Here is a 23833-nt window from a genome sequence, read left to right on the forward strand (position 1 = left end):
GGAGTCCGGCTCAGAAGAAGCGGAACCTCTCCGGCCCGAGGTCCCACGGGTCACGGTCGAGGTACTGCGCGGCCGCTCGGAAGACGCAGCTCTCGATCATCATGCGCCGGTGGAGCTCGTCGTCGCGGTGCAGATGGCTCAGTCGCTCGATGGGCAGTCGGTACAGCGTGATCCGCTTCTCCGTGGTCGACACGCTCCAGCGTGGGATGCCGTCGTCATCGGCCGCCGAGGGCATCGACGCGACCTCGAAACGCACGTCGCGCAGCTCGGACCAGGCGCTGCGGAGGAACTCCGCCGCCGTGCCGACGGCGAGATCGAACTTGTCCGCCCGCGTCTCGAGGGGCGGCAGCGGCGGGCGGACGACGGGACTGCGGTCCTCCCGGCCGTGGCGGCCGTGCCTCGACGGGGTGGCGGCTCGCGCCGACTCCGGTGCCGAGGTGCGCCGCCGCCTGATCATGCCCCCATCCTAGGTCGCGACACCGCCGCCCCGGCGCGGCATCCGCGCGACGTCGCCGGCCACGGCTAGCGTGATCGGGATGCGTGACAGACTCTGCTCCAAGGTGGGCTGCGCCCGCGAGGCCGTGACGACCCTGACCTACGACTACGGCGACCAGATGGCGGCGCTGGGTCCGCTCGGCGGCGGCAACGACCCGCACGCTCACGACCTCTGCGCGATCCACACCGATCGCCTCTCGGTGCCGAAGGGCTGGGTCGTCGTGCGCCACGAGACGCTGCGCGTCTGAGCTGCCGCGGGTGACGCACCCCTGTCCGACGGGGCGGGTACGAAGTGGGAGAATGGACGGATGTCGACTCCCGTGAACACCCTGGACTTCGTCGTCGCCGATCTCGCCCTCGCCGAGGCCGGTCGGCACCAGATCCGCCTCGCCGAGAACGAGATGCCGGGTCTGATGGCCCTTCGCGAGGAGTTCGGGCCCACGCAGCCCCTCGCCGGCGCGCGAATCGCGGGCTCGCTCCACATGACGGTGCAGACGGCGGTGCTGATCGAGACCCTCGTCGCGCTCGGTGCGCAGGTGCGCTGGGCGAGCTGCAACATCTTCTCCACGCAGGACGAGGCGGCCGCTGCGGTCGCCGTCGGTCCGACAGGCACCGTCGATGCTCCCGCGGGCGTGCCCGTCTTCGCCTTCAAGGGGGAGACGCTCGAGGAGTACTGGCAGCTCGCCGACCGCATCTTCGACTGGACGGCCGAGGGGTACGACGGTCCGAACCTCATCCTCGACGACGGCGGCGACGCCACCCTCCTCGTCCACAAGGGCGTCGAGTTCGAGCGCGCGGGCGCCGTCCCGGATGCCGCCGACGGCGATTCGGTCGAATACCGCATCGTTCTCGACACGCTGCGCGCGAGCCTCTCCCGCGACCCGCAGCGTTTCACCCGGATGGCCGAAGCTCTTCTCGGGGTGACGGAGGAGACGACGACCGGCGTGCACCGCCTCTACGAGCTCCATGCCGAGGGCAAGCTCCTGTTCCCGGGCATCAACGTCAACGACTCCGTCACGAAGTCCAAGTTCGACAACAAGTACGGCATCCGTCATTCGCTTCCCGACGGCATCAACCGGGCCACCGACGTGCTCATGGGCGGCAAGGTCGCCTTCGTCGTGGGCTACGGCGATGTGGGCAAGGGTGCCGCCGAGGCGCTGCGCGGCCAGGGCGCTCGCGTCATCGTGGGCGAGGTCGACCCGATCTGCGCTCTGCAGGCGGCCATGGACGGCTTCCAGGTCGCACGCCTGGAGTCGGTGCTCGGAGAGATCGACATCCTCATCACCGGAACCGGCAACACGCAGGTCGTGACCGTCGATCACCTCCTGGGGCTCAAGCACCTGGCGATCGTGGGCAACGTGGGTCACTTCGACGACGAGATCGACATGGCGGGGCTGGAGAGCCTCCCGGGCGCCGAGCGCATCGAGATCAAGCCGCAGGTGCACGAATGGCGCCTCCCCACGGGCCGAAGCATCCTCGTGCTCTCCGAGGGCCGCCTCATGAACCTCGGCAACGCGACGGGGCACCCGTCATTCGTGATGAGTGCGTCGTTCACCAACCAGGTGCTCGCCCAGCTGGAACTGTTCACCAATCTCGACGCGTATCCCGTCGGGGTGTACACGCTGCCCAAGATCCTCGACGAGAAGGTCGCGCGGCTCCACCTCGCCGCCCTCGGCGTCGAGCTGACGGAGCTGACCCCGCATCAGGCGGCGTACATCGGCGTTCCGGTGGAAGGTCCGTACAAGCTGGAGCACTATCGCTACTGAGCGGCGGCGTCCCGTCGGCGCCTCGCCCACACTGTTTTGATTCGATCAAAACAGGAGTAGGCTGGGTGCCATGACCTCCGCCAGCTCGTCGATCCGCTCCGGCAGGTCTGCGACGCTCCCCGCAGCCGCGGACGACGCGCTCCGCGGCGCCGGCCTGCGCGTCACAGAATCGCGCGTCGCCGTCTACAACGCGCTCGCGCGGTCATCGCACGCGAGCGCCGACGACGTCTTCGCGGCCATCGTCGTTCGGATGCCGCGCACCAGCCGGCAGTCGGTCTACAACGCGCTGAGCGACTTCGCCGAGGCGGGGATCGTGCGCCGCATCGAGCCCGCCGGACGTCCCATGCTCTTCGAGCTCCGCGTCGACGACAACCACCACCACGTCGTGTGCGTCGTGTGCGGCGCCGTCGAAGACGTCGACTGCGTCGTCGGCCATGCGCCGTGCCTCGCGCCCTCCGATACCCACGGCTACGCGCTGCAGGCCGCGGAAGTGACCTTCTGGGGCACGTGCCCCGCGTGCGCCGCCACGGCATCCTGACACCACATCACGACCCGAACCGCCATCCAAGGAAGGACCACCATGAGCGTTAACGACGACAGCGTCTCGCCGATCGGCGAGAACCCCACCGACATCGATCAGGCCGTCACCGTCACCGACACCGACACCGCCCGCGCCGAAGAGGCGGCCACGTGCCCGGTGGTCCACAGCCAGCCGCACCCCACGAGCGGGTCCGCCAACAACGTGTGGTGGCCGAACCAGCTCAACCTGGGGCTCCTGAAGAAGAACCCGGCCGTCGGAAACCCGCTCGGTGAGGACTTCGACTACCGGGCCGCCTTCGAGGCGCTCGACCTCGCCGCCGTCAAGGCGGATATCGCCGAGGTGCTGACCACCTCGCAGGACTGGTGGCCGGCGGACTTCGGCAACTACGGGCCCCTCATGATCCGCATGGCCTGGCACTCCGCCGGCACGTACCGCGTCATGGACGGCCGCGGCGGCGGCGGTGCGGGACAGCAGCGGTTCGCGCCGCTCAACAGCTGGCCCGACAACGTCAACCTCGACAAGGCGCGTCGCCTGCTGTGGACCGTCAAGAAGAAGTACGGGCAGAACCTGTCGTGGGCCGACCTCATGATCCTCGCCGGCAACGTCGCCCTCGAGTCGATGGGGTTCCGCACCTTCGGCTTCGCCGGTGGCCGCCCCGATGTGTGGGAGCCCGACGACGACGTGTACTGGGGCCCCGAGACCACGTGGCTCGGCGACCAGCGCTACACGGGTGAGCGCGACCTGGAGAAGCCGCTCGCGGCCGTCCAGATGGGGCTCATCTACGTCAACCCGGAGGGCCCCAACGGTCAGCCCGATCCGCTCGCCTCCGCGCGCGACATCCGCGAGACGTTCGCACGCATGGCGATGAATGACGAGGAGACGGTCGCCCTCATCGCCGGCGGACACACGTTCGGCAAGACGCACGGCGCCGCGCCCGACTCGAACCTCGAGGACAACCCGGAGGCCGCCGGCCTCGAGCAGCAGGGGCTCGGCTGGAAGAACAACCATGCGTCCGGCAAGGGCGACGACACGATCACGTCGGGGCTGGAGGTCACCTGGACCTACCACCCGACCCGGTGGGACAACGAGTTCTTCCACATCCTCTACGCCTACGAGTGGGAGCTCTTCCAAAGCCCGGCCGGAGCCAACCAGTGGCGGCCCGTGAACGGCGGCGGGGCGGACATGGTGCCGGCCGCGCACTCGAACGGCCGCCGCGAGCCCCGCATGCTCACGAGCGACCTCGCGCTGCGCGTCGACCCGGCCTACGACGCGATCTCGCGCCGCTTCAAGGACGACCCCGAGGCCTTCGCCGACGCCTTCGCCCGCGCCTGGTTCAAGCTCACGCACCGCGACATGGGCCCCATCGAGCGCTACCTCGGACCCGAGGTGCCGGCGGAAGAGCTCATCTGGCAGGACCGCGTTCCCGCCGTCGATCACGAACTGATCGACGACGCCGACGCCGCCGCTCTCAAGGAGCAGATCCTCGCGTCGGGCCTGACGGTCTCCGAACTCGTGTCCACGGCGTGGGCGGCGGCATCCACCTTCCGCGGCAGCGACAAGCGCGGCGGTGTCAACGGCGCACGCATCCGCCTGGCTCCCCAGAAGGACTGGGAGGTCAACAACCCGGCGCAGCTCCACCGCGTGCTCGGCGTCCTCGGCGGGATCAAGGCCGACTTCGACGCGGCGCAAGGAGCCAAGAAGGTGTCCCTGGCCGACCTCATCGTGCTGGCGGGCAACGCGGCCGTCGAGAAGGCAGCGAAGGATGCCGGTGTCGACGCGACGGTGGAGTTCCACCCCGGCCGCACCGATGCGACGGCGGAGCAGACCGACGTGGAGTCGTTCGCGTACCTCGAGCCCGCCGCCGACGGTTTCCGCAACTACCAGGGACCGCTCGCCATGGCATCCGGTCTGCCCGCGGAGCACCTGCTGATCGACAAGGCCAACCTCCTCACGCTGAGCGCGCCGGAGACGACCGTGCTCGTCGGCGGGCTCCGCGTGCTGGGCGCCAACTGGGACGGCTCGGAGTACGGCGTGTTCACCGATCGCCCCGGGGTGCTGACGAACGACTTCTTCGTGAACCTCCTCGACCTCGGCACCACGTGGAAGCTGCTCGACCCCGGCTCGCACGCGTTCGCCGGAACGAAGGACGGCTCGGGCGAGAAGGTCGGCATCGGCACGCGCGTCGACCTGCTGTTCGGGTCGAACTCCGAGCTGCGCGCGCTCGCCGAGGTGTACGCCTCCGACGACGCGACCGAGAAGTTCGTGCGCGACTTCGTGGCCGCGTGGGGCCGCGTGACCGAACTCGACCGGTTCGACCTGCACGCCTGACTCGCTGACGCGAGAAGGCCCGCTCCCCACGGAGCGGGCCTTCTGCGTTGTGCCGGGCGTTTCGTCTCGCTGCGCTCGCTCAACGACCGGGTGGGGTTCCTTCTCCGGGCGTTTCGTCTCGCTGCGCTCGCTCACCGACCGGGTGGGCTTCCGCCTCCGGGCGTTTCGTCTCGCTGCGCTCGCTCAACGACCGGGTGGGGTTCCTTGTCCGGGCGTTTCGTCTCGCTGCGCTCGCTCGACGACCGGGTGGGGTTCCTTCTCCGGGCGTTTCGTCTCGCTGCGCTCGCTCGACGACCGGGTGGGGTTCCGCCTCCGGGCGTTGAGCGAGGAGCGCAGCGACGAGACGAAACGTGCGGTCAGCCGGCGGCCTTGCCGTCGAACAACGCGCGATGCGCGAAGCCGGCGATCAGAGCGCCGACGATGGGGAACACGAGGAACACCCACAGCTGCAGCAGGGCGTCGCCGCCGCCGTAGATCGCGGTGGCGATCGACCGCGCCGGGTTGACCGAGGTGTTGTCGATCGGGATGGATGCCAGGTGGATGAGGGTGAGCGTCAGACCGATCACGAGGCCGGCGAGTTTCGTGCCGCGCGTTGCGTGCGTGACTCCGAGGATCACCAGCACGAAGATGCCCGTGAAGAGGATCTCCGCCGTGATGGCGGCGCCGAGACCGAACCCGCCGGGGGAGTGCTCTCCGAAGCCGTTGCTCGCGAAGCCGCCGGACTGGGCGTCGGACAGCCAGCCGTCGGGGCCGAAGAGGCCGATCAGCACGATCAGGCTCGTGCCGATCGCGCCGCCGACCACCTGGGCGACGATGTAGCCGATGCTGTCGCGCCACGGGAAGCGGCCGGCCGCAGCCAGCCCCAGCGTGACGGCGGGGTTGAAGTGTCCGCCCGAGATGGGTCCCCACGCGTACGCGCCCGCGATCACTGTCAGACCGAACGCGAAGGCGACGCCGACGAAGCCGATGCCGAGCGGCGTGCCGTTGCCTCCGACGCCGAAGTCTGCGGCGAAGAGCGCGGCCCCGATGGAGCCGAAGACGAGGAGGAAGGTGCCGGCGGCCTCGGCCAGCAGCTTGATGCCGGTCGTGGGGCCGGACGGCGCCGGCGTGTGATCGAGAGGCGTGGGAGTGACGGGATTGTCCGGGATCGGATCGGGGCTCATCAGTGTTCCTTTGTTCGGTGAGCGTCCTGCTGTGAGTGATTCTGCCGCCGTTACCGGCTCTTGCACAGAAAGGGGCGACATATTGACGACGAATGACGTCGCGAGTCCTCACGGGACGCGGTATCGATCCGGTGGGAACCGCGTCCACAGGCGGGCATCGGATGCGTCCGATACTGTGTCACACAGCGCGCTTCACCCGGTGCGCCACGGCATCCGCCGTACCCGATGGACGAATGGGTCAGATGGCTTCCCGCATCCTGGTCGTCGATGACGACACCGCACTGGCAGAGATGATCGGCATCGTCCTGCGCACCGAGGGGTTCGAGCCCGTGTTCTGTGCCGACGGTGCCGCGGCCGTCGAGGTGTGGCGGCAGGAGCGACCCGAGCTGGTGCTGCTGGATCTCATGCTCCCGGGCATGGACGGCATCGAGGTGTGCACGCGGATCCGTGCCGAGTCCGGTGTCCCGATCATCATGCTGACGGCGCGCACCGACACCGCCGACGTCGTACGCGGACTGGAGTCCGGCGCCGACGACTACATCGTCAAGCCGTTCAACCCGAAGGAGCTCGTCGCGCGTATCCGCACGCGCCTCCGTCCGGCCTCGGCCTCTCCCGCCGAAGTGCTCCGCATCGGCGATCTCTCCGTCGATGTCGCCGCGCATGAAGTGCGCCGTGGTGACGATGTCATCGCCCTGACGCCGCTCGAGTTCGAACTGCTCGTCGCCCTGGCGTCGAAGCCGCAGCAGGTCTTCTCCCGAGAGGCGCTCCTCGAACAGGTGTGGGGCTACCACTACAAGGCCGATACGCGCCTGGTCAATGTGCACGTGCAGCGGCTGCGCGCCAAGGTCGAGATCGACCCCGACAACCCGCGGATCGTCATGACCGTGCGCGGTGTCGGCTATCGCGCCGGGGCAGCGCTCTAGCGCGACGAGCGACGGTGCAGGGAACGTGACGTCAACGACGGGACCGGTGCGTACGGCGTCGCTGCCGACGTGGCGCGAGTGGCGGGACTGGCCCGACACTCTCACCCACGCGTGGCGTCGCTCGCTGCGCTTCCGGACGCTCGCCGTGACGCTGGGCCTCACGGCGCTCACGATCCTCGTGGCACTCGTCTGGATGGCGCTGGCCATTCAGAACGACCTCTTCGAGTCGCGTGTGCGACAGGTGGAGGCGGCGGCCCAGCAAGCCACTCTGGCGGCCCAGACGGCGCTGGACTCCGCGTCGATCGAGGGCAACGCCGTCGCTCTCCAGAGCGTCATGAGCGAAGTGCAGAACACGCAGTTCCGCCAGGCGGCGACCGACCGCTACGCCCTCCTGAGAGTCGACTCCGCGCCGTCGGTCGTCGCGCCGCAGGACGTCGAGGTCGGTGGGCTCCGCGCCACGCTGCTCTCCGAGGATCTCCGGTCGGCCGTGGCCGCCGATCCCGACCACCAGTACTGGCAGTCGATCGGCCTTCCGTCCGATGACGGCGGAACCGTGCCGGGCGTCGTCGTCGGTCAGCAACTCCTCCTACCGGAGGCCGGTGCCTACGAGCTGTACTTCGCGTACGACCTGGGGTCCGAGGCGGCCACCCTCCGATTCGTGCAGGTCACCCTGTGGGGCGTCGGTCTGGTCCTCGTCGTCCTGATCGGCACCATCTCGTGGTTCGTCCTGCGCTCGGTCACGGTGCCGATCGGCCAGGCGGCCGAGACGAGCGCGAAGCTCGCCGCCGGAGACCTGAAGGTGCGGTTGCCCGTGCGAGGCGAGGACGAGTTCGCCACCCTCGGCCGCTCGTTCAACGCGATGGCCGACAGCATCGAGAGTCAGATCCAGGAGCTCGCGGATCTGTCCCTCGTGCAGCAGCGGTTCGTCTCCGATGTCTCGCACGAGCTGCGCACACCCTTGACGACGATCCGCCTGGCATCCGACATGCTGAACGATCAACGCACCGACTTCGATCCCACGACCGCGCGCGCGGCGGAGCTGTTGCACGCCCAGGTCCAGCGCTTCGAGACGCTCCTCACCGACCTGCTGGAGATCAGTCGCTATGACGCCGGGTCGGTGCAACTGGAGACCGAGCCGACATCGCTCGCACACCTCGCCGAAGACGTGATCGCCTCGATGCAGCAGCTCGCCGATCAGCACGGCACCGACGTGCGCCTCGTCGCGCCCGGCGGCTACTCGCCCGTCGACATGGATCCGCGGCGCGTGCGAAGGATCGTGCGCAATCTGCTCGGCAACGCGATCGAACACGGGGAGGGCAGGCCGATCGTGGTGACCGTCGACAGCGACCAGCGATCCGTGGCGGTCGGGGTGCGCGATTTCGGGCTCGGCATGCGACCGGAGGAAGTGGAGCGCGTCTTCGACCGCTTCTGGCGCGCCGACCCGTCGCGTAAGCGCACCATCGGCGGCACCGGCCTGGGGCTCTCCATCGCACTCGGCGACGCCCGCCTTCACGGCGGCACCCTCGCGGTGTGGTCGGAGCTCGGCCGCGGGACGAACTTCGTGCTCACGCTTCCCCGCGGGGGTGCCCGTATCGGATCGTCGTCCCCGCTGCCGGCCGACCCCGGCGACGATGGTGCGCCGCTGGAAGACCTGGGTCTCACCCAGCCGATCGAGATCCCGTCGCTCGGGCGGGGAGGTGCGTCGTGAGTCTCCGGTTCCGCAGCACGGCGACCGTCGCCCTCGCCGGGCTCATCGCCTTGGCCCTCACCGCGTGCGCCGGCCTGCCGGTGAGCGGGCCGGTGAAGCTCGGTCGGGTGGTCGCCGAGGCGGGGGAGGACCCCGAAGTCTCGTTCAACCCCGAAGAGCCGGTCGCGGGTATGACGCCTCAACAGGTGGTCGAGGGGTTCATCGACGCCGGAACGGGCCCCCGCAACGACTGGGGGACGGCGCGGATGTTCCTCACGCCCGACAGCGACTGGAATCCGAACGCCGGCGTCACCGTCTACACCCCTGGCCAGCGCAGCGCGACGCAGAACGGAGGCGAGGCGAGCGAGGACGGCGAGAACGGTGACGTGGTCGCGGGTGTCGCCGAGGTGACCGTCTCGGTCATGCAGGAGGCGTCCGTCGACGATGTCGGCGCGTACACGCCCGGCTCGGGACAGGCCATCAGCCTGAACTATCGGCTCGCGCAGGTCGACGGAGAGTGGCGCATCAGCGAGGCCCCCGACGGCATCCTGCTGGATCGCAATCGCTTCGGCTCGGTCTACCGCAGCTACTCGCTCATGTACTTCGACCCGACGTGGACCTACCTTCTTCCCGATCAGCGGTGGTTCACGGTCGAGTACGCGCCGGTGCGTATCGCGGAAGCGCTCGTCGCGGGGCCCGTGCCGTGGCTCGCGGACTCGGTGGCGACGGCCTTCACGGAGAGCGCCGGCCTCAGCGGCCCGTTCGTGCCGGTGCGGGCACAGACCGCGGAGGTGTCGCTGCGTCCGCCCGCGCGCGATCTCGACCAGCTCACCCTCGACCGTATGCAGACGCAGTTCCAGCAGAGTCTGGGAACGGCGGGGGTGCGGGATGTCGACATGCTCGTCGACGGGCAACCGCTGGACGCGTCGCCGGTGGCGGTGCGCAGCACGCGCATCGAGGCGCGCACGCTGGTCATGAGCGGTTCGTCGCTCGGTTTCCTCTCGGGTTCCGAGATCGACCCGCTGGCGAGCTTTTCGCAGGCGCTCCAGGACGTCGATCCGGATGCCGTCGAGATCGACGCCGACCGCGCGATCGCGGCCGTCCGCACCGCGCAGGGCGAGGTGCGCCGCGTGCTCGCCGATTCGCGGTGGGAGACCGTGGACACCCGACCGGGACTCGTGGCACCCTCGGTGAACACGACGGGGCACATCTTCTCGGTGCCTGCCGACGACCCGGCAGCGCTCCTCGCGGTCGGCGCGGACGGGAGCACCTACGACGTGGCCGACGCGTGGCCGGGGGTGAGCCGGGTCGATGCGATCCGTGTCTCGCGAGACGGCACCCGTCTCGCGGCGCTCGTCCGCAACGGCGCCGTGTCGAGTGTGGTGGTCTCCGGCATCGTCCGTGACGAGTCCGGTGCCCCCGTGCGGCTCGGCGAGCCCACGACGCTGGGGGAGCTGCCCGGTAGCGGCCGCGACCTCACCTGGCTGGACGGCTCGACGCTGGCGGTCCTCGCGGACTCCGAGGGGGGCCGCACCGTCGTCCAGCAGCCCGTCGGCGGTCCCGCCACGTCCACGCGCGCCCCCGAGAGGGCCGTCTCCCTCGCGGGTGGCAACGAGCCCGGCTCGGTGCGCGTACTCGACGCCGACGGCGAGCTCTACGGGCAGCGCGGCGCGACGTGGACTCCCATGGCATCCGAGATCTCGGTCCTCGTCGTCCAGAAGGGGATGCCGGGCTGACCTTCACCGGGCGTCCTCCCCAGGAGCCTCCCGTGACGACTTCTCCCCGTTCGGGGGTGGCCGAGCGCTACAACGACGGTCGGGGAGCCATCCTGGCGCGATGCCCCTTCCTCCCGCGGTCCGCGACGCCGCTCTCGATGCTCTCGCCCTGCTGTTCCCGGTGTGGTGCGCGGGCTGCGACCGTCCCGATCGTGCCCTTTGTGACGGGTGTCGCGAAGCGCTCGTCGCTGACGGGCGGGCGACGGTGCCGGTGGCCGCGCTCGACGCGGGCGTCACGGTGGTCGCGGCGTACGAGTTCGACGGTGTCACCGCGCGTGTGATCCGTGCGCTGAAGGAGGAGGGGCGCACGGGGCTGGCCGCACCGCTCGGAGCCGCGCTGCGGCGGCACCTCCCGATCGACGCGGCCGTGGTGCCGGTGCCGTCGTCGCGGGCGGCGATGCGGCGCCGCGGGTACGCGCCGGTCGAGCTCATCGTGCGGGGTGCCGGCCGGAGGCCCCTGCGGCTGCTCTCGCCCGCGCGTGCCACCTCCGATCAGCGCGGTCTCGATCGCCGTGCCCGCGCGGAGAACGTGATCGGCGCCTTCCGCGCTCGCGGTCCGGCAGCGGGGCAGCGCGTGGTCGTCGTCGACGACGTGGTGACGACCGGCGCGACCCTCGCCGAGGCGGTGAGGGCGCTGCGGGAGGCGGGCGCGGACGTCGTCGGCGGCGTCGCCGTCGCCGCGACCCCTCGGCGCCGACTCGCCCGTGAGCTCTCGGCCGGCGCTGTGCTGCCGCATCAGCGATCCATACGTGACATCGGCGACGTCCACGGATAGCGTGGTGGGGACAAGGCGAACCCAGGTTCCGCCCTTGACCGGGTGGAACCGGAACAAGGAGGTCACGGATGGAAACGAGCATCGTCGGTGTCGGAGTGGGAATCAGCGATCGATTCCGTACGGTCACCGAAGAGAAGTCCAGCCGCATCGAGAACCTCGCTCCGCGCGCACTGCGCATGGACGTCAAGGTCACTCATCGCGCGTACCACAACGGGGGCCGCGAAGAGGAGACCGTCGAGCTGACCGTCACCGGCAAGGGTCCCGTCGTCCGGGCGGAGGCGACCGACGGCGACAAGTTCGTCGCCCTCGACCTCGCCGTCGACAAGCTCGCCGAGCAGCTGCGGCGCGCGAAGGACAAGCGTGTCGACGCGCGCAATCACCCGCGCGGGGCGAAGTTCGAGAAAGGCAGCGGCGCCCTCGAAGGCATCGACGTGCAGCCCGCCTCGGTCGAGGTCCTTCGGGCCGTCGCGACGGGTGAGATCCCCGTCGTCGCGAGCGACGAGGACGAGGCGGACTACACCCCGGTCGTCATTCGCACGAAGAACTTCGACGCCGAGTGGATGACGGTGGAAGAGGCGGTCGACCGCATGGAACTCGTCGGCCACGACTTCTTCCTCTTCATCGACGCTCGCACGGATCACCCGAGCGTCGTGTACCGCCGCAAGGGCTGGGACTACGGCGTCATCTCGCTGACGGCCTCAGCGCCGCCGGCGCAAGAACTCGCGTCCTGACGACAGGAGCACGAGAAGAGGGGATGCCGACCGGCATCCCCTCTTCTGCGTTCACGATCGGAGTGACCCTCGCGCGGGAGGGTCAGTCGAAGATGCCGTCGAGGATGCTCCCGATCACGAGACCTCCGAGGATGCCGCCCATGACATCGCCGCCGCCTCCGCGGTTTCCGCCGCCCCAGCCGCCGCCACCGCCGCCCCAGCCGCCGCCGGGACCCTGAGGGCGGGACGAGTCGATGTCGCGCTGCGCGAGCTGGAGCGCCTCGGATGCCAGCTGCCCGCAGCGACGCGCGTCGGCCATAGCCTGATCGCGGTCGTCCTCGGGCACGGCGATGCCGGGAGCCCACCGCAGGTCCAGCCTGATGCGCTCCGCCTCGGCCAGACGGGTGCGCGCATCCGCGCCGATCCAGCCCCGGTGCCCGGAGATGACGCTTCTCGCAACCCCGAGCTGGCGGTCGGCGTCGTCGATCGCGTGCCACACGTGGGTCTCGGGCACGACCGGTCGTGCGGCGCGTTCGCGTGTCTTCGCCACGATCGTGTCGAGTGCCGCGTTGGCTTCGCGCAGCCTCGTCAGCTCCGCGAACGGGTCGGTGGGCGTGCCCGCGGGAGCCAGCGCACCGAGCTCCTTCTCCAGCACCGTCATCGCCGTCGCGACCGCCGGAACGTTGGCGATGTCTTTCGCGGCGGCGAGGTCTTCACGGGAGTCGAGCACGATCGCGTCGAGGGTGGACTCGGCCCGCAGCGCCTCGACCTCGTATCCGTCGACGGCCTCGATGAGCGTCGTCGCCCGCCGGACGGCCTCGATCGCCGTCTCCAGCGCGAGGTTCGCCTGTTCGCGCTGGCCGGACTCACGTCGACGCTCCGAGATGTCCGCCCCGTGGGCGGCGAACTCGAGCAGCTGCGACGCCTCGGCGTGATTTCCCGCGACCTTCCGGAGCGCGTCGGCAGAGTACCGCGATGCGAGGCGATCGATCGTGATCTTCACCTGCGGCAGGCGAGCGGTGAGCCGTTCGACGTCGCGGCGGATGCCGTCGATGATCTCCGGCGCGCGCCGAGCGCGCTCGATCGGCGCTGCCAAGGCCGCAGTGCGGTCGTCGAGCAGTTCCTGCGCCCACTCGCACAGCTGAAGGATGCGGGCGCCGCGGGACTGCAGCTCTTCCGAAGTGTCGGGGATCTCGTCGTGGTTCAGCTGGTGGAGGTGGAAGGCCTCGGCCAAGTGCTGTCGGACCGCCGTGAGCGCGTCGCGAAGGTCACGGGTCGCATCGGTGCCCAGCTCCGCCTCGGCGTAGACCAGCTCGTCGCTCGTGGTGCGGATGCGCTCGTCGGCCTCGACGAGAGCGGTGCCGGCGCGTCGTGTGAGCTCGGCATCCTGCGCCGCCTGCGCTTCGCGTTCCTTCTTGCGGTTGCCCCAGATTCCGGCCATGAATCGATCCTAGGACTCCCGTGAAGGGCGAGACTGAGCGCTTGCCGTGCTCTCTGGCACGGCACGTACAGCCCGTATCAAGGTCACAACCGCATAACATGGGGTGTTGTGCTGTGCGCATGGGCGCGCGACACCGGTGGCATCCCGCGCCACCCGCACCCGAAAGATGGAGAACCTCCGTGGCCAACCCTCTCGAGAAACTGCTCCGTGCCGGTGAAGGACGCATCCTGCGGCGGCTCCAGCAGGTCGTGAAGGCCGTCGGCGCCCTCGAAGAGGATTACGCCCAGCTGACCGACGAGGAACTGCGCAGCGAGACCGCCGAGCTCCGTGCGCGCCACGAGGCGGGCGAGACGCTCGACAAGCTCATGCCCGAGGCCTTCGCCGCGGTGCGGGAGGCGGCCAAGCGCACGCTCGGCCAGCGTCCGTACGACGTGCAGATCATGGGTGGGGCGGCGCTCCACCTCGGCAATATCGCCGAGATGAAGACCGGTGAGGGCAAGACCCTGACCGCCACGTTCGCCGTCTACCTCAACGCCATCGCGGGCAAGGGCGTCCACGTCATCACCGTCAACGACTTCCTCGCGTCGTACCAGTCCGAACTCATGGGCCGCGTCTACCGCGCCCTGGGCATGACGACGGGCACGATCATCGCCGGCCAGACGCCCGAGGTGCGTCGCGAGCAGTACAACGCCGACATCACCTACGGCACGAACAACGAGTTCGGCTTCGACTACCTCCGTGACAACATGGCGTGGCGCAAGGACGACCTCGTGCAGCGCGGACACTTCTTCGCGATCGTCGACGAGGTGGACTCGATCCTCATCGACGAGGCGCGCACGCCCCTCATCATCTCCGGACCGTCCTCAGGCGAGGCCAACCGGTGGTTCGTGGAGTTCGCGAAGATCGCCAAGACCCTGGAGGCCGGTGTCGACTACGAGGTCGACGAGAAGAAGCGGACGATCGGCGTCCTGGAACCGGGCATCGAGAAGGTCGAGGACTACCTCGGCATCGACAACCTGTACGAGTCGGCGAACACGCCCCTCATCTCGTTCCTGAACAACTCGATCAAGGCCCTCGCTCTCTTCAAGCGCGACACCGACTACGTCGTCATGAACGACGAGGTCATGATCGTCGACGAGCACACGGGGCGCATCCTCGTCGGTCGCCGCTACAACGAGGGCATCCACCAGGCCATCGAGGCGAAGGAAGCCGTCCCCGTCAAGGCGGAGAACCAGACGCTCGCCACGGTCACGCTGCAGAACTACTTCCGCCTGTACGACAAGCTCGCCGGTATGACCGGTACGGCCGAGACCGAGGCCGCCGAGTTCATGTCGACGTACAAGCTGGGCGTCGTGCCGATCCCGACGAACAAGCCGATGATCCGCAAGGACCAGTCGGACCTGGTCTACAAGAACGAGCAGGCCAAGTTCACACAGGTCGTCGAGGACATCGCTCAACGTCACGAGAGCGGCCAGCCGGTGCTCGTGGGCACGGTGAGCGTCGAGAAGAGCGAGTACCTGTCGCGCCTGCTCGCGAAGAAGGGCGTCAAGCACGAGGTCCTGAACGCCAAGAACCACGCACGCGAGGCGGAGATCGTCGCGCGCGCCGGTCGCCTCGGCGCCGTCACGGTCGCCACCAACATGGCCGGCCGTGGTACCGACATCATGCTCGGCGGCAACGCCGAGTTCCTCGCCGTGCAGGAGATGCGCGCTCGCGGGCTCGACCCCGAGGAGAACCCCGAGGAGTACGAGGCCGCCTGGGACGAGGTGTACACGGCGATGCGCGATACCGTCGCCGAAGAGGGCGCCAAGGTCGTCGAGGCCGGCGGGCTCTACGTGCTCGGCACCGAGCGGCACGAATCCCGGCGTATCGACAACCAGCTGCGCGGACGTTCGGGTCGACAGGGCGACCCCGGCGAGAGCCGCTTCTACCTGTCCCTCACCGACGACCTCATGCGTCTGTTCCAGTCGGGAGCCGCCGAGGCGATCCTCGCGCGAACGAACTTCCCCGACGACGTCGCGATCGAGTCGACCATGGTCTCGCGTGCGATCAAGAGCGCCCAGTCGCAGGTCGAGGCGCGCAACGCCGAGATCCGCAAGAACGTCCTCAAGTACGACGACGTCCTCAACCGCCAGCGTGAGGCGATCTACGCCGACCGGCGTCACATGCTCGAAGGCGACGATCTCTCGGACCGCGTGCACCACTTCATCGAGGATGCCATCAGCGCCGTCATCGACGATCACACGGGCAGCGGACACAACGAGAGTTGGGACTTCGACGCGCTCTGGACCGAGTTGAAGACCCTGTACCCGGTCGGAGTCACGATCGACGAGGTCGTCGCCGAGAGCGGCGCGAAGGGCCGCGTCACCCCCGAGGTACTCAAGCGCGAGATCCTCTCCGACGCGAAGATCGCGTACCAGAAGCGCGAGGAGACTCTCGGCGCCGCGGCGACGCGTGAGCTCGAGCGTCGGGTCGTGCTGCAGGTCCTCGACCGCCGCTGGCGTGACCACCTCTACGAGATGGACTATCTCAAGGACGGCATCGGTCTGCGCGCCATGGCGCAGCGCGACCCGCTGATCGAGTATCAGCGCGAGGGCTACCAGATGTTCCAGTCGATGATGGCGCAGATCAAGGAGGAGTCCGTCGGGTTCCTCTACAACCTCGAGGTGGAGGTCCGCCAGGCGGGCGAGGGTGTGGAGGCCAAGGGTCTCGCCGCTCCTCCCGTCGAAGCGCAGAAGCTCCAGTACACGGCGGCGAACGACGCCGGCGAGGTGGAGGTCCGCAACGATCGCGGTCAGGTGCAGCAGGCGGCCACCAACAAGGTGCGCCAAGCGGCCGCGCAGGCCGCGCCGGCAGAGGAGGCGCCGCGCGGCGCGTTCGGTCAGCGCACCGACGCCCCGGCATCCGCTCCGCTCAACCGGGCAGAGCGCCGCGCCGCCGACAAGAAGAAGTAGTCCGGGTGGAGCGGGGCCCGAGCGGAGGCCACGGCTCGTCGATTGGCACCGTCGGGGCGGCGATATCCTGATCCGATGAGTCCCCGCATCCTGGATCAATCGTCGAAGCTCAAGGACGTCCTGTACGAGATCCGCGGGGCAGCACTCGTCGAGGCCGATCGCCTGGAAGCAGACGGCCACACCATCCTGAAGCTCAACACGGGCAATCCGGCCGTGTTCGGCTTCGAGGCCCCGTATCAGATCGTGCGGGACATGATCGAGGCGATCCCGCAGGCCCACGGCTACAGCGACAGCCGAGGCATCATGTCGGCACGGCGGGCGATCGTGTCGCGCTACGAGCAGGTGCCCGACTTCCCGCCTTTCGACCCCGACCACGTCTACCTGGGCAACGGCGTCTCCGAGCTCATCACGATGACGATGCAGGCGCTCTTGGACGAAGGTGACGAGGTTCTCATCCCCGCGCCCGACTATCCGCTGTGGACGGCCATGACGAGCCTTGCGGGCGGTACCCCGGTGCACTACCGATGCGACAACGAGAACGGCTGGCAGCCCGATCTCGACGACATCCGCGAGAAGATCACGCCGCGCACGAAGGCGATCGTCGTGATCAACCCGAACAATCCGACGGGAGCCGTCTACACGCGCGAGGTTCTCGAGGGAATCGTGGAGATCGCGCGAGAGCACGAGCTCCTGCTTCTGAGCGATGAGATCTACGATCGCATTCTCTTCGACGACGCCGTCCACATTCCGCTGGCGACGCTCGCGCCCGATCTGCTGTGCCTGACGTTCAACGGTCTGTCCAAGACGTATCGCGTGGCCGGGTACCGTTCGGGATGGATGGTCATCACCGGTCCCAAGCGGCACGCCGCGGGTTTCCTCGAAGGCATCCAGCTCCTCGCCTCCACACGCCTGTGCCCGAACGTCCCTGCGCAGCACGCCGTCCAGGCGGCGCTCTCCGGGGTGCAGTCGATCGATGCGCTCATCGGCCCGTCCGGCCGCCTTCACGAGCAGCGAGACGCGGCGTGGGAGGGTCTGACGCGCATCCCGGGTGTCACCTGCCTGAAGCCGCAGGGGGCACTGTACGCATTCCCACGCCTCGACCCCGAGGTCTACGAGATCCGCGACGACGCCAAGTTCGTCTACGACTTCCTCGTGGCTGAGCACGTGCTGCTGGTGCAGGGGACCGGCTTCAACTGGCCGACTCCCGATCACCTCCGCATCGTCACCCTTCCGGAAGCGCGCGTGCTCTCGGAAGCCGTGGAGCGGCTCGGCAACTTCCTGTCGTCGTATCGGCAGTAGCCGTCACAGGAGCGCGAGCGATGTCGCCCGCCACCGTCCGTCCCATCCCTCGAGGCGCACGGCGATCGCACGCGTGCGCCGCGGGCCGGCGACGATAGCGACCGCCTCCACGACGCCATCTGCCGGTACAGAATGCCGGGTGCTGAGGATTCGATGCACGGGCCGCGCGGCCGGAACACCCCGCGCACTGCGGGCGCGCGCGGACAGATTCGCGCGAGCGACCAGCGCGCGAAAGGCATCCTCGCCGAGCCAGCGGGCGAGCTGATCGACCTCGCGCACTCCCGCCAGCACCTCCATGACGCCGATCGTCAGGTTGCGTACCAGCGGATCGGGGTCGGGAAGCTGCTGTGCAGGGGTGCGCTGGGGGGCAAAATACTCGGCCACATCGAGAGCCCTGGCCGCGCGGGGCGCGGAGCGGGCTCCGCCGGATGCAACGGACACAGCGGACCTCCTCACGAGGGGGGAGTGGGCACGAGTAGAGCACAGCTCGGAGAGCATCGGGATGAGAGATCTCCAACGTTGTGGACGGCTGAAGCGGGCCGACGCTGCGTGTCCTACTGTCGGGGCGTGCGCTGGGATCGCTTCTTCGAAGACCTGGAAGACCAACTCGACTCCGAATGGGAGGCCGAGCGGGCCGCTCTGGATTCGGAGGCGGAGCGGCTGCGGGTGTCGCGGCTCCTCCTGCGTGAGCGTCTCGTCGCCCTCGCCCGCTCGGGGGAGACTCTGGCGGCGGTCGAGCTGAGCGACGCCACGGTGGTGACGGGGCGCGTGCAGGCGGTGGGAGCGGACTGGCTCGCGCTGGACAGCGAGCTTCGACGCGGTGCCGCCGTCATCCTCCCGCTACCGGCCATCGTCTCGCTCGGGGTGGAGCCCGGCCCCGTCGTCGCGTCGGCGCGTGACGCGGCCGAGGGGTCGGCGCTGAGACAGCGCATGACCCTCGGCTATGTTCTCCGCGACCTGGCGCGCAAGCGCGTGCCGGTGAGCCTGCGCGTCACGGGCGGCAAGCTCCTCACGGGAACCATCGACCGTGCGGGCGCGGACCATCTGGACCTGGCACTCCACGACGCCGGTGCCCCGCGCCGACGGGATGCCGTCACCGGCTACCGGATCGTCAGCTTCGCGGCGATCCTCAGCGTCATGCCGGACGGTCGCGCCGCTGTGCCGTAGCCGCTCGTCGCGCGTGTGCGCTGCCCGAACAGCGGCACAGCGACGGCGGCTTCAGTCGGCGTGCGCCGAACCGCGTCCCCACAGCTCGGGGAAGCTCGCTGCCTGCGACTCGCGCCAGAGAGCCATCCGGCGCACCTCCTCCGTCTGCGCCTCGATGTAGTCGTCGACGCTTGCCGCCTCGACGCGCCACTGCGCACGCGTTCCCACGCGTGTCCCCCGCAGGCGCCCCTCGAGGATCAGCGCGACCACCTCGTCGACGTCGACCGCGAGCATCTCCGCGGCCTGCGCGGCGGTGAGCAGGCGCGCGTCGGGGAGCGGGACGTCGGGCATGACGCCATTATGCGCTCGCCTCGCGCCGCGCGCCATGGTTCGGGTGTCCTGTGGAGAACCGGCGACATCGGATCGACGTCGCCGCCACGATGGGTCGATGACCATGACCGACTCCCGTCCTCGGCCTCCCGCGTTCTGGGCCGACGCCCGCTTCCTCCTGGGGATCATCCTCGTCATCGGGTCGATAGCCGCCGTCTGGGCCGTTGTCGCGACGGCGCGGCAGACGGCCCCCGCTCTCGTGGCGACGCGCACGGTCGTGGCGGGCCAGGTTCTCTCGGCCGCCGACCTCGAAGCCGTCGACATCGGCCTGGGCGCGGTCGCGGAACGCTATCTGGCGCCCGGTGAACTCGTCCCCGGCTCCGTCGCGACGCGCACGTTGCCGCGCGGTGACCTCATTCCGCGGGATGCCGTCGGGCCGGCCGAGACGGCGCGTGTGACGACCATCGTCCTCCGCAGTTCGGGGGAGGTGCCGGCGGCGGTGTCGACCGGCTCGGAGGTCGAGGTGTGGTCCGCGTCTCCGCGCGAACAAGGCCGTTTCGATGCTCCCGCGGTCCTCGTTCCCCTCGCGACGGTCGTGTCGGTGAATCGCGGCGATGCGGTCATGGGAGGAGGGGAGACGACGGTCGAGGTGGTGATCGACCGCGCCGACCTCGCTGACGCCCTCGCCGCCATCGCGGAGGGCGCCGCACTGTCCGTCGTCCCGGCGACCGGTACGGCACCGTGAGGGTCATCCTGGCCGCCGCCGGCGATCCGCGTCGGTGGGCGGACGACCTCCGGGCCGAGGGGGCCGACGTGCGCGCGGTGGTCGCGGCATCCGCTCCGGCCGCCGCCGTGGCCGATGCCGCATCCGACGCCGGAGCGGCCGCGCTGCTGGCGGAATTGTCGACGGCCGACCTCCTGATCATCGATCCCCACCCGCGAGCGCTCACGAGCGGGCTCGTCGCGGCGTGCGACCGGTTCGGGGTGCGGATCGTCGCGCGCTGCGCGCGCCCCGCCGATCGTCGCGCCGCCGAACGGTTCGGACTCCGCATGGTGGATGCCGATGCACCGGCGCACGAGGTGATCGAACCGGGTCTCACCGTGTCTGACAGCGGGTCGCACCGCGGCAGGGTACTCGTGGTGTGGGGGCCGGCCGGCGCGCCGGGGCGCACGACGATCGCCGTGGGACTGGCCGCCGAGCTGGCGCGGGATGGGCGGCGGGTGCTCCTCGTCGACGCCGACTCCCACGCCCCGTCGGTCGCACTGGCCCTCGGGGTGCCCGACGAGGGGCCGGGGTTCGCGGCGGCGTGCCGTCAGGTGGAGCGCGGTGCGCTGACGGTGGCAGAGCTCGAGCGGATCGCCGTCGATCTCGGCGCGATGTCGTTGCTCCCCGGGATCAACCGCCCCGCGCGCTGGCCCGAGTTGTCGGCCGACCGGGTGCGTGCGGCGCTGGAGGTGTGCCGCACCTGGGCCGACGACGTCGTCGTCGACGTCTCGGCGTCCTTGGAGCTCGACGAGGAGATCGTGTCGGATCTCGATGGTCCTCGGCGCAACGGAGCGACGCTCGGTGCCCTTGCTGCCGCCGACACCGTGGTCGCGGTGGTCGCGGCAGATCCGATCGGCGTCTCGCGGTTCGTGCGGGCTCACGGCGATCTCCGCGGCGCCGCCGGATCCGCACCCGTTCACGTCTGGGTGAACAAGACGCGGCGAACCGTGTTGGGGATCGATCCACAGGCCCAGGTGCGCCGTACGCTCGACCGCTATCTCGGTGTCGGACGGGCCTCGTTCGCCCCGTTCGACCCTCGCGCCGTCGACGCCGCACTCGTGGCGGCCCAGCCGCTCCTGAGGGCCGCAGGCCGATCCTCGCTCACCGCGGCGATCCGTCGTTTCGTCGGCGAGGTCATCGAGCCTGCCGCGCCATCCGAGCGGCCGCGCAGCGGTGCGTCGCGCGTCCGCCGACGGCGCGCAGCGGGCGCGGCGGGTCGGTAGCCTGGAGACGTGTCGACGCTCAGCGATCTCGTGTACGCCCAAGGCCGGTCCAGCGAAGCGGACGTGGAGTGGCTGCACCGGCTCGCCGGCGACGGTCAGCTTCTGGCCGACCTCGCCTTCGCCGACATCGTCGTGTGGGTGCCCACCGACGACGATTCGTTCATCGCCGTCGCCCACACCCGTCCGTCCGGCGCGGCCACGCTGTTCTATCGCGACATCGTCGGCGACCGGGTGCGTCCGCAGTGGCGCACACAGGTCCGCGACGCCTTCACCCAGCTGCGGATCGTCGACTCGGCATCGCCCGACTGGTTCGAGGAGACTCCGACACGGGTTCGTGCCGTGCCGATCGTGCGAGAGCACGCGACGGCCGACCGGCCCGCCACGGTCGTGGGCGTCCTGACGCGGCACACCAACCTGGGGGAGGCGCGCACGCCGTCACGGCAGCAGATCACCTTCAACGACTGCGCCGACGAACTGTTCGGCATGATGGCATCCGCCGACTTCCCCGACCTGTCGGCACCCACGTCACCGCGCCGCGGAGCCCCTCGTGCGTCCGACGGACTCATCCGCATCGACGTCGACGGGGTCACGACCTTCGCGAGCCCGAACGCCCTGTCCGCGTTCAATCGCCTCGGATTCGATGACGAACTCGAGGGCGAGCCCCTCATCGAGGTGGCCACGGCGCTCTTGCCGGCATCCCGTCAGTTCGACGAATCGCTCCCGATCGTGATGGCAGGGCGTGCCCCGTGGCGCGCGGACATCGAGGCCCGCGGAGTGACCGTCTCGCTGCGCACGATCCCGCTGAAAGACCACGGCACCCGCATCGGTGCGATCGTGCTCTGCCGCGACGTCACCGAGATCCGGCACCAGGAGCAGGAACTCATCACGAAAGACGCGACGATCCGCGAGATCCACCACCGCGTCAAGAACAACCTCCAGACCGTCGCCTCCCTCCTGCGCATCCAGTCGCGACGCACTCATTCCGACGAGGCGCGCGACGCTCTCACGCAGGCCATGCGTCGCGTCTCGGCGATCGCCGTCGTGCACGACACGCTGTCGGAGGGGCTCGCCCAGAACGTCGACTTCGACGACGTCTTCAACCGGGTGCTCAAGCTCGTCGCGGAGGTCGCGGCATCGCCGAATACGCGGGCGCGCACGGTGAAATCGGGGGAGTTCGGCACTCTCCCCAGCGAGTATGCGACGCCTCTCGCCCTCGCACTGACCGAACTCGTCACGAACGCGGTCGAGCACGGCCTCGCCGATCAGGAGGGCGAGGTCGAGATCATCGCGCAGCGCACCGACGATCAACTCGGCGTCCGGGTGCGCGACACCGGCGTCGGTCTCCCCGAAGGCCAGGTCGGGCGCGGACTCGGCACCCAGATCGTGCGCACGCTGATCCAGGGCGAGCTCAGCGGGACGATCGACTGGCACACGCTCGTGGGCTCGGGCACCGAAGTGACCATCGAGATCCCCCTGCGCTACATCGACCGACGCAGCGCCTGACCGCGTCCGCAGCTTGGCGTTTCGCCCGACGCTGTGGATAACTCGCACTAGGCTTTCATGAAACGTGCTTTTATGCATACATGAGAGCAATCAAGAAGCCGCTGGCAGCAGTTCTCCTCACCGCGGCCATCGTCCTCAGCCTTGCCGTCCCCGCGCACGCCCGCTACTTCGGCAACGTCTGGGGTGAGCTGAACGGGCGTGGATACGTCGTCAACTACCAGACCTTTCGAGATCACGTCTCGACCACTCGACCTCGCATGCACCTCGACCGGGTGACGGCGTTCAACTTCCGTCTGTGGATGCGGGATAGGGATGGTGTCCGGGTCTCCGACCGCGCGCTCTTCCACACTCCCGGAGAGACGACGTATTGGTCCTCGTCGTCGGGATCGACGATCATCCCTAGCGGGCGCTACAAGCTATCCGGGCAGATGCTGGGGGAGTTGCAGGGTGGATTCGACCCGAGCAGCATTCGGTGGCAGGGAGACATCACGTGGTGACAACCCAGGCACCGCGCGCGTGGAAGAGCGGGTTGTGTCTGGGCATCACGCTCGTCGCCTTCACGGTCGTTGGATGTTCCCCAGAAGCTCCTACGCAGGAGGGCTTCATGTCGTACGAAGAGATGCGCGACGAGTATGACCGGACGCTGGAGAACTTTCCCGCCGAGCTCCCGTTCCCAGAGGGTGTCGACACTCATCCAGCGCTCGAGAGCCAGATCGTCACGGATCCGGAAACCACCGACCTCTTCGAAGTAGGTTCCGGTTCGGGACAGGCCTACGTGTACTGGGAGTGCACATGGATGCTGCAGGTGTTGGCTGCTGAGGGCAAGGGAAGGAAAGCCGATCAGGGTCTGGACATGCTGGAGTCGGCGCTCGATTCCGAGATGCGTGCGAGACACTTCGACGACTCCAGCGGCGTGTGGGAGAACCAGGTTCTCCGGAGCGCTCGACAGGGCGACCTCGGGCTGCTGAGAGACTTCGCCGTCGGTTGCGACGGTGAGTCCTGATGCGT

Annotated in this window: 22 protein-coding genes; 17 read left to right on the forward strand and 5 right to left on the reverse strand. The window is 69.3% G+C overall.

Going from position 1 to position 23833, the window contains the following annotated elements; genetic code table 11:
• Positions 1 to 10: 10 nt before the first annotated feature.
• A complete protein-coding gene (locus P0Y48_00960) occupies positions 11 to 457 on the reverse strand; it encodes a metallopeptidase family protein (GenBank protein WEK13814.1) in 447 nt (148 codons plus the stop codon).
• A 79-nt stretch (positions 458 to 536) separates the two neighbouring features.
• Between P0Y48_00960 and P0Y48_00965 the strand changes: the two genes are divergently transcribed.
• The 4 genes from P0Y48_00965 to katG all read left to right on the forward strand — a co-directional run bounded on the left by P0Y48_00965 (position 537) and on the right by katG (position 5130).
• On the forward strand, positions 537 to 743 hold the full coding sequence (locus P0Y48_00965; protein ID WEK13815.1) for a DUF3499 family protein: 207 nt from the start codon (positions 537 to 539) through the stop codon (positions 741 to 743).
• A gap of 60 nt (positions 744 to 803) precedes the next feature.
• Positions 804 to 2261 (forward strand): adenosylhomocysteinase, encoded by a 1458-nt coding sequence (gene ahcY / locus P0Y48_00970; GenBank protein WEK13816.1) that lies wholly within the window; start codon positions 804 to 806, stop codon positions 2259 to 2261.
• A 70-nt stretch (positions 2262 to 2331) separates the two neighbouring features.
• Complete coding sequence (locus tag P0Y48_00975; protein ID WEK13817.1) at positions 2332 to 2799, forward strand: Fur family transcriptional regulator; 468 nt, start codon at positions 2332 to 2334, stop codon at positions 2797 to 2799.
• Between the two features lie 42 nt (positions 2800 to 2841).
• On the forward strand, positions 2842 to 5130 hold the full coding sequence (gene katG, locus P0Y48_00980; protein WEK13818.1) for a catalase/peroxidase HPI: 2289 nt from the start codon (positions 2842 to 2844) through the stop codon (positions 5128 to 5130).
• A 356-nt stretch (positions 5131 to 5486) separates the two neighbouring features.
• On the opposite strand, the gene aqpZ is transcribed toward katG, so the two are convergent.
• Positions 5487 to 6293, reverse strand: coding sequence for an aquaporin Z (gene aqpZ, locus P0Y48_00985; protein ID WEK13819.1), 807 nt, complete (start codon positions 6291 to 6293; stop codon positions 5487 to 5489).
• Between the two features lie 242 nt (positions 6294 to 6535).
• Between aqpZ and mtrA the strand changes: the two genes are divergently transcribed.
• The 5 genes from mtrA to raiA all read left to right on the forward strand — a co-directional run bounded on the left by mtrA (position 6536) and on the right by raiA (position 12184).
• Positions 6536 to 7216 (forward strand): MtrAB system response regulator MtrA, encoded by a 681-nt coding sequence (gene mtrA, locus P0Y48_00990; protein ID WEK13820.1) that lies wholly within the window; start codon positions 6536 to 6538, stop codon positions 7214 to 7216.
• Positions 7217 to 7241: 25 nt separating this feature from the next.
• Positions 7242 to 8924: an MtrAB system histidine kinase MtrB gene (mtrB, locus tag P0Y48_00995; protein ID WEK13821.1), complete on the forward strand. Its 1683-nt coding sequence runs from the start codon at positions 7242 to 7244 to the stop codon at positions 8922 to 8924.
• On the forward strand, positions 8921 to 10639 hold the full coding sequence (locus P0Y48_01000; protein ID WEK13822.1) for an LpqB family beta-propeller domain-containing protein: 1719 nt from the start codon (positions 8921 to 8923) through the stop codon (positions 10637 to 10639). Before mtrB ends, P0Y48_01000 begins: the two co-directional genes overlap by 4 nt.
• Positions 10640 to 10739: 100 nt before the next feature.
• A complete protein-coding gene (locus P0Y48_01005; protein ID WEK13823.1) occupies positions 10740 to 11453 on the forward strand; it encodes a phosphoribosyltransferase family protein in 714 nt (237 codons plus the stop codon).
• Positions 11454 to 11521: 68 nt separating this feature from the next.
• Positions 11522 to 12184, forward strand: coding sequence for a ribosome-associated translation inhibitor RaiA (gene raiA / locus P0Y48_01010; protein WEK13824.1), 663 nt, complete (start codon positions 11522 to 11524; stop codon positions 12182 to 12184).
• An 82-nt stretch (positions 12185 to 12266) separates the two neighbouring features.
• Here the strand turns inward: raiA and P0Y48_01015 are convergent, their stop codons facing one another.
• Positions 12267 to 13604: a hypothetical protein gene (locus tag P0Y48_01015; protein WEK13825.1), complete on the reverse strand. Its 1338-nt coding sequence runs from the start codon at positions 13602 to 13604 to the stop codon at positions 12267 to 12269.
• Positions 13605 to 13783: 179 nt separating this feature from the next.
• Here P0Y48_01015 and secA point away from each other — a divergent pair, with 179 nt between their 5' ends.
• Both secA and P0Y48_01025 read left to right on the forward strand, forming a co-directional pair.
• Positions 13784 to 16558, forward strand: a complete 2775-nt coding sequence (gene secA, locus P0Y48_01020) for a preprotein translocase subunit SecA (GenBank protein ID WEK13826.1) — start codon at positions 13784 to 13786, stop codon at positions 16556 to 16558.
• A gap of 75 nt (positions 16559 to 16633) precedes the next feature.
• Positions 16634 to 17857 (forward strand): pyridoxal phosphate-dependent aminotransferase, encoded by a 1224-nt coding sequence (locus tag P0Y48_01025; protein WEK13827.1) that lies wholly within the window; start codon positions 16634 to 16636, stop codon positions 17855 to 17857.
• A gap of 3 nt (positions 17858 to 17860) precedes the next feature.
• On the opposite strand, the gene P0Y48_01030 is transcribed toward P0Y48_01025, so the two are convergent.
• On the reverse strand, positions 17861 to 18298 hold the full coding sequence (locus P0Y48_01030; GenBank protein WEK13828.1) for an Rv3235 family protein: 438 nt from the start codon (positions 18296 to 18298) through the stop codon (positions 17861 to 17863).
• A gap of 126 nt (positions 18299 to 18424) precedes the next feature.
• Between P0Y48_01030 and P0Y48_01035 the strand changes: the two genes are divergently transcribed.
• Positions 18425 to 19024 (forward strand): hypothetical protein, encoded by a 600-nt coding sequence (locus P0Y48_01035; GenBank protein ID WEK13829.1) that lies wholly within the window; start codon positions 18425 to 18427, stop codon positions 19022 to 19024.
• Positions 19025 to 19075: 51 nt separating this feature from the next.
• Here P0Y48_01035 and P0Y48_01040 read toward each other — a convergent pair whose 3' ends face one another.
• On the reverse strand, positions 19076 to 19354 hold the full coding sequence (locus P0Y48_01040; protein WEK13830.1) for a helix-turn-helix domain-containing protein: 279 nt from the start codon (positions 19352 to 19354) through the stop codon (positions 19076 to 19078).
• 97 nt (positions 19355 to 19451) lie between these two features.
• On the opposite strand from P0Y48_01040, the gene P0Y48_01045 reads away from it, so the two are divergent.
• The 5 genes from P0Y48_01045 (at position 19452) to P0Y48_01065 (ending at position 23828) form a co-directional block, all read left to right on the forward strand.
• A complete protein-coding gene (locus P0Y48_01045; GenBank protein ID WEK13831.1) occupies positions 19452 to 20078 on the forward strand; it encodes an SAF domain-containing protein in 627 nt (208 codons plus the stop codon).
• Positions 20075 to 21322: a hypothetical protein gene (locus P0Y48_01050; protein WEK13832.1), complete on the forward strand. Its 1248-nt coding sequence runs from the start codon at positions 20075 to 20077 to the stop codon at positions 21320 to 21322. The genes P0Y48_01045 and P0Y48_01050 overlap by 4 nt, the downstream gene beginning before the upstream one ends.
• A 9-nt stretch (positions 21323 to 21331) precedes the next feature.
• Positions 21332 to 22825, forward strand: a complete 1494-nt coding sequence (locus P0Y48_01055) for a histidine kinase N-terminal domain-containing protein (protein ID WEK13833.1) — start codon at positions 21332 to 21334, stop codon at positions 22823 to 22825.
• A gap of 80 nt (positions 22826 to 22905) precedes the next feature.
• Positions 22906 to 23322: a hypothetical protein gene (locus tag P0Y48_01060; GenBank protein WEK13834.1), complete on the forward strand. Its 417-nt coding sequence runs from the start codon at positions 22906 to 22908 to the stop codon at positions 23320 to 23322.
• 107 nt (positions 23323 to 23429) lie between these two features.
• The gene (locus P0Y48_01065; protein ID WEK13835.1) at positions 23430 to 23828 is read left to right on the forward strand and encodes a hypothetical protein; all 399 of its coding nucleotides are present in this window, start codon (positions 23430 to 23432) and stop codon (positions 23826 to 23828) included.
• Positions 23829 to 23833 lie beyond the last annotated feature (5 nt).

It is taken from the genome of Candidatus Microbacterium phytovorans (assembly GCA_029202445.1).
Lineage (GTDB): Bacteria > Actinomycetota > Actinomycetes > Actinomycetales > Microbacteriaceae > Microbacterium > Microbacterium phytovorans.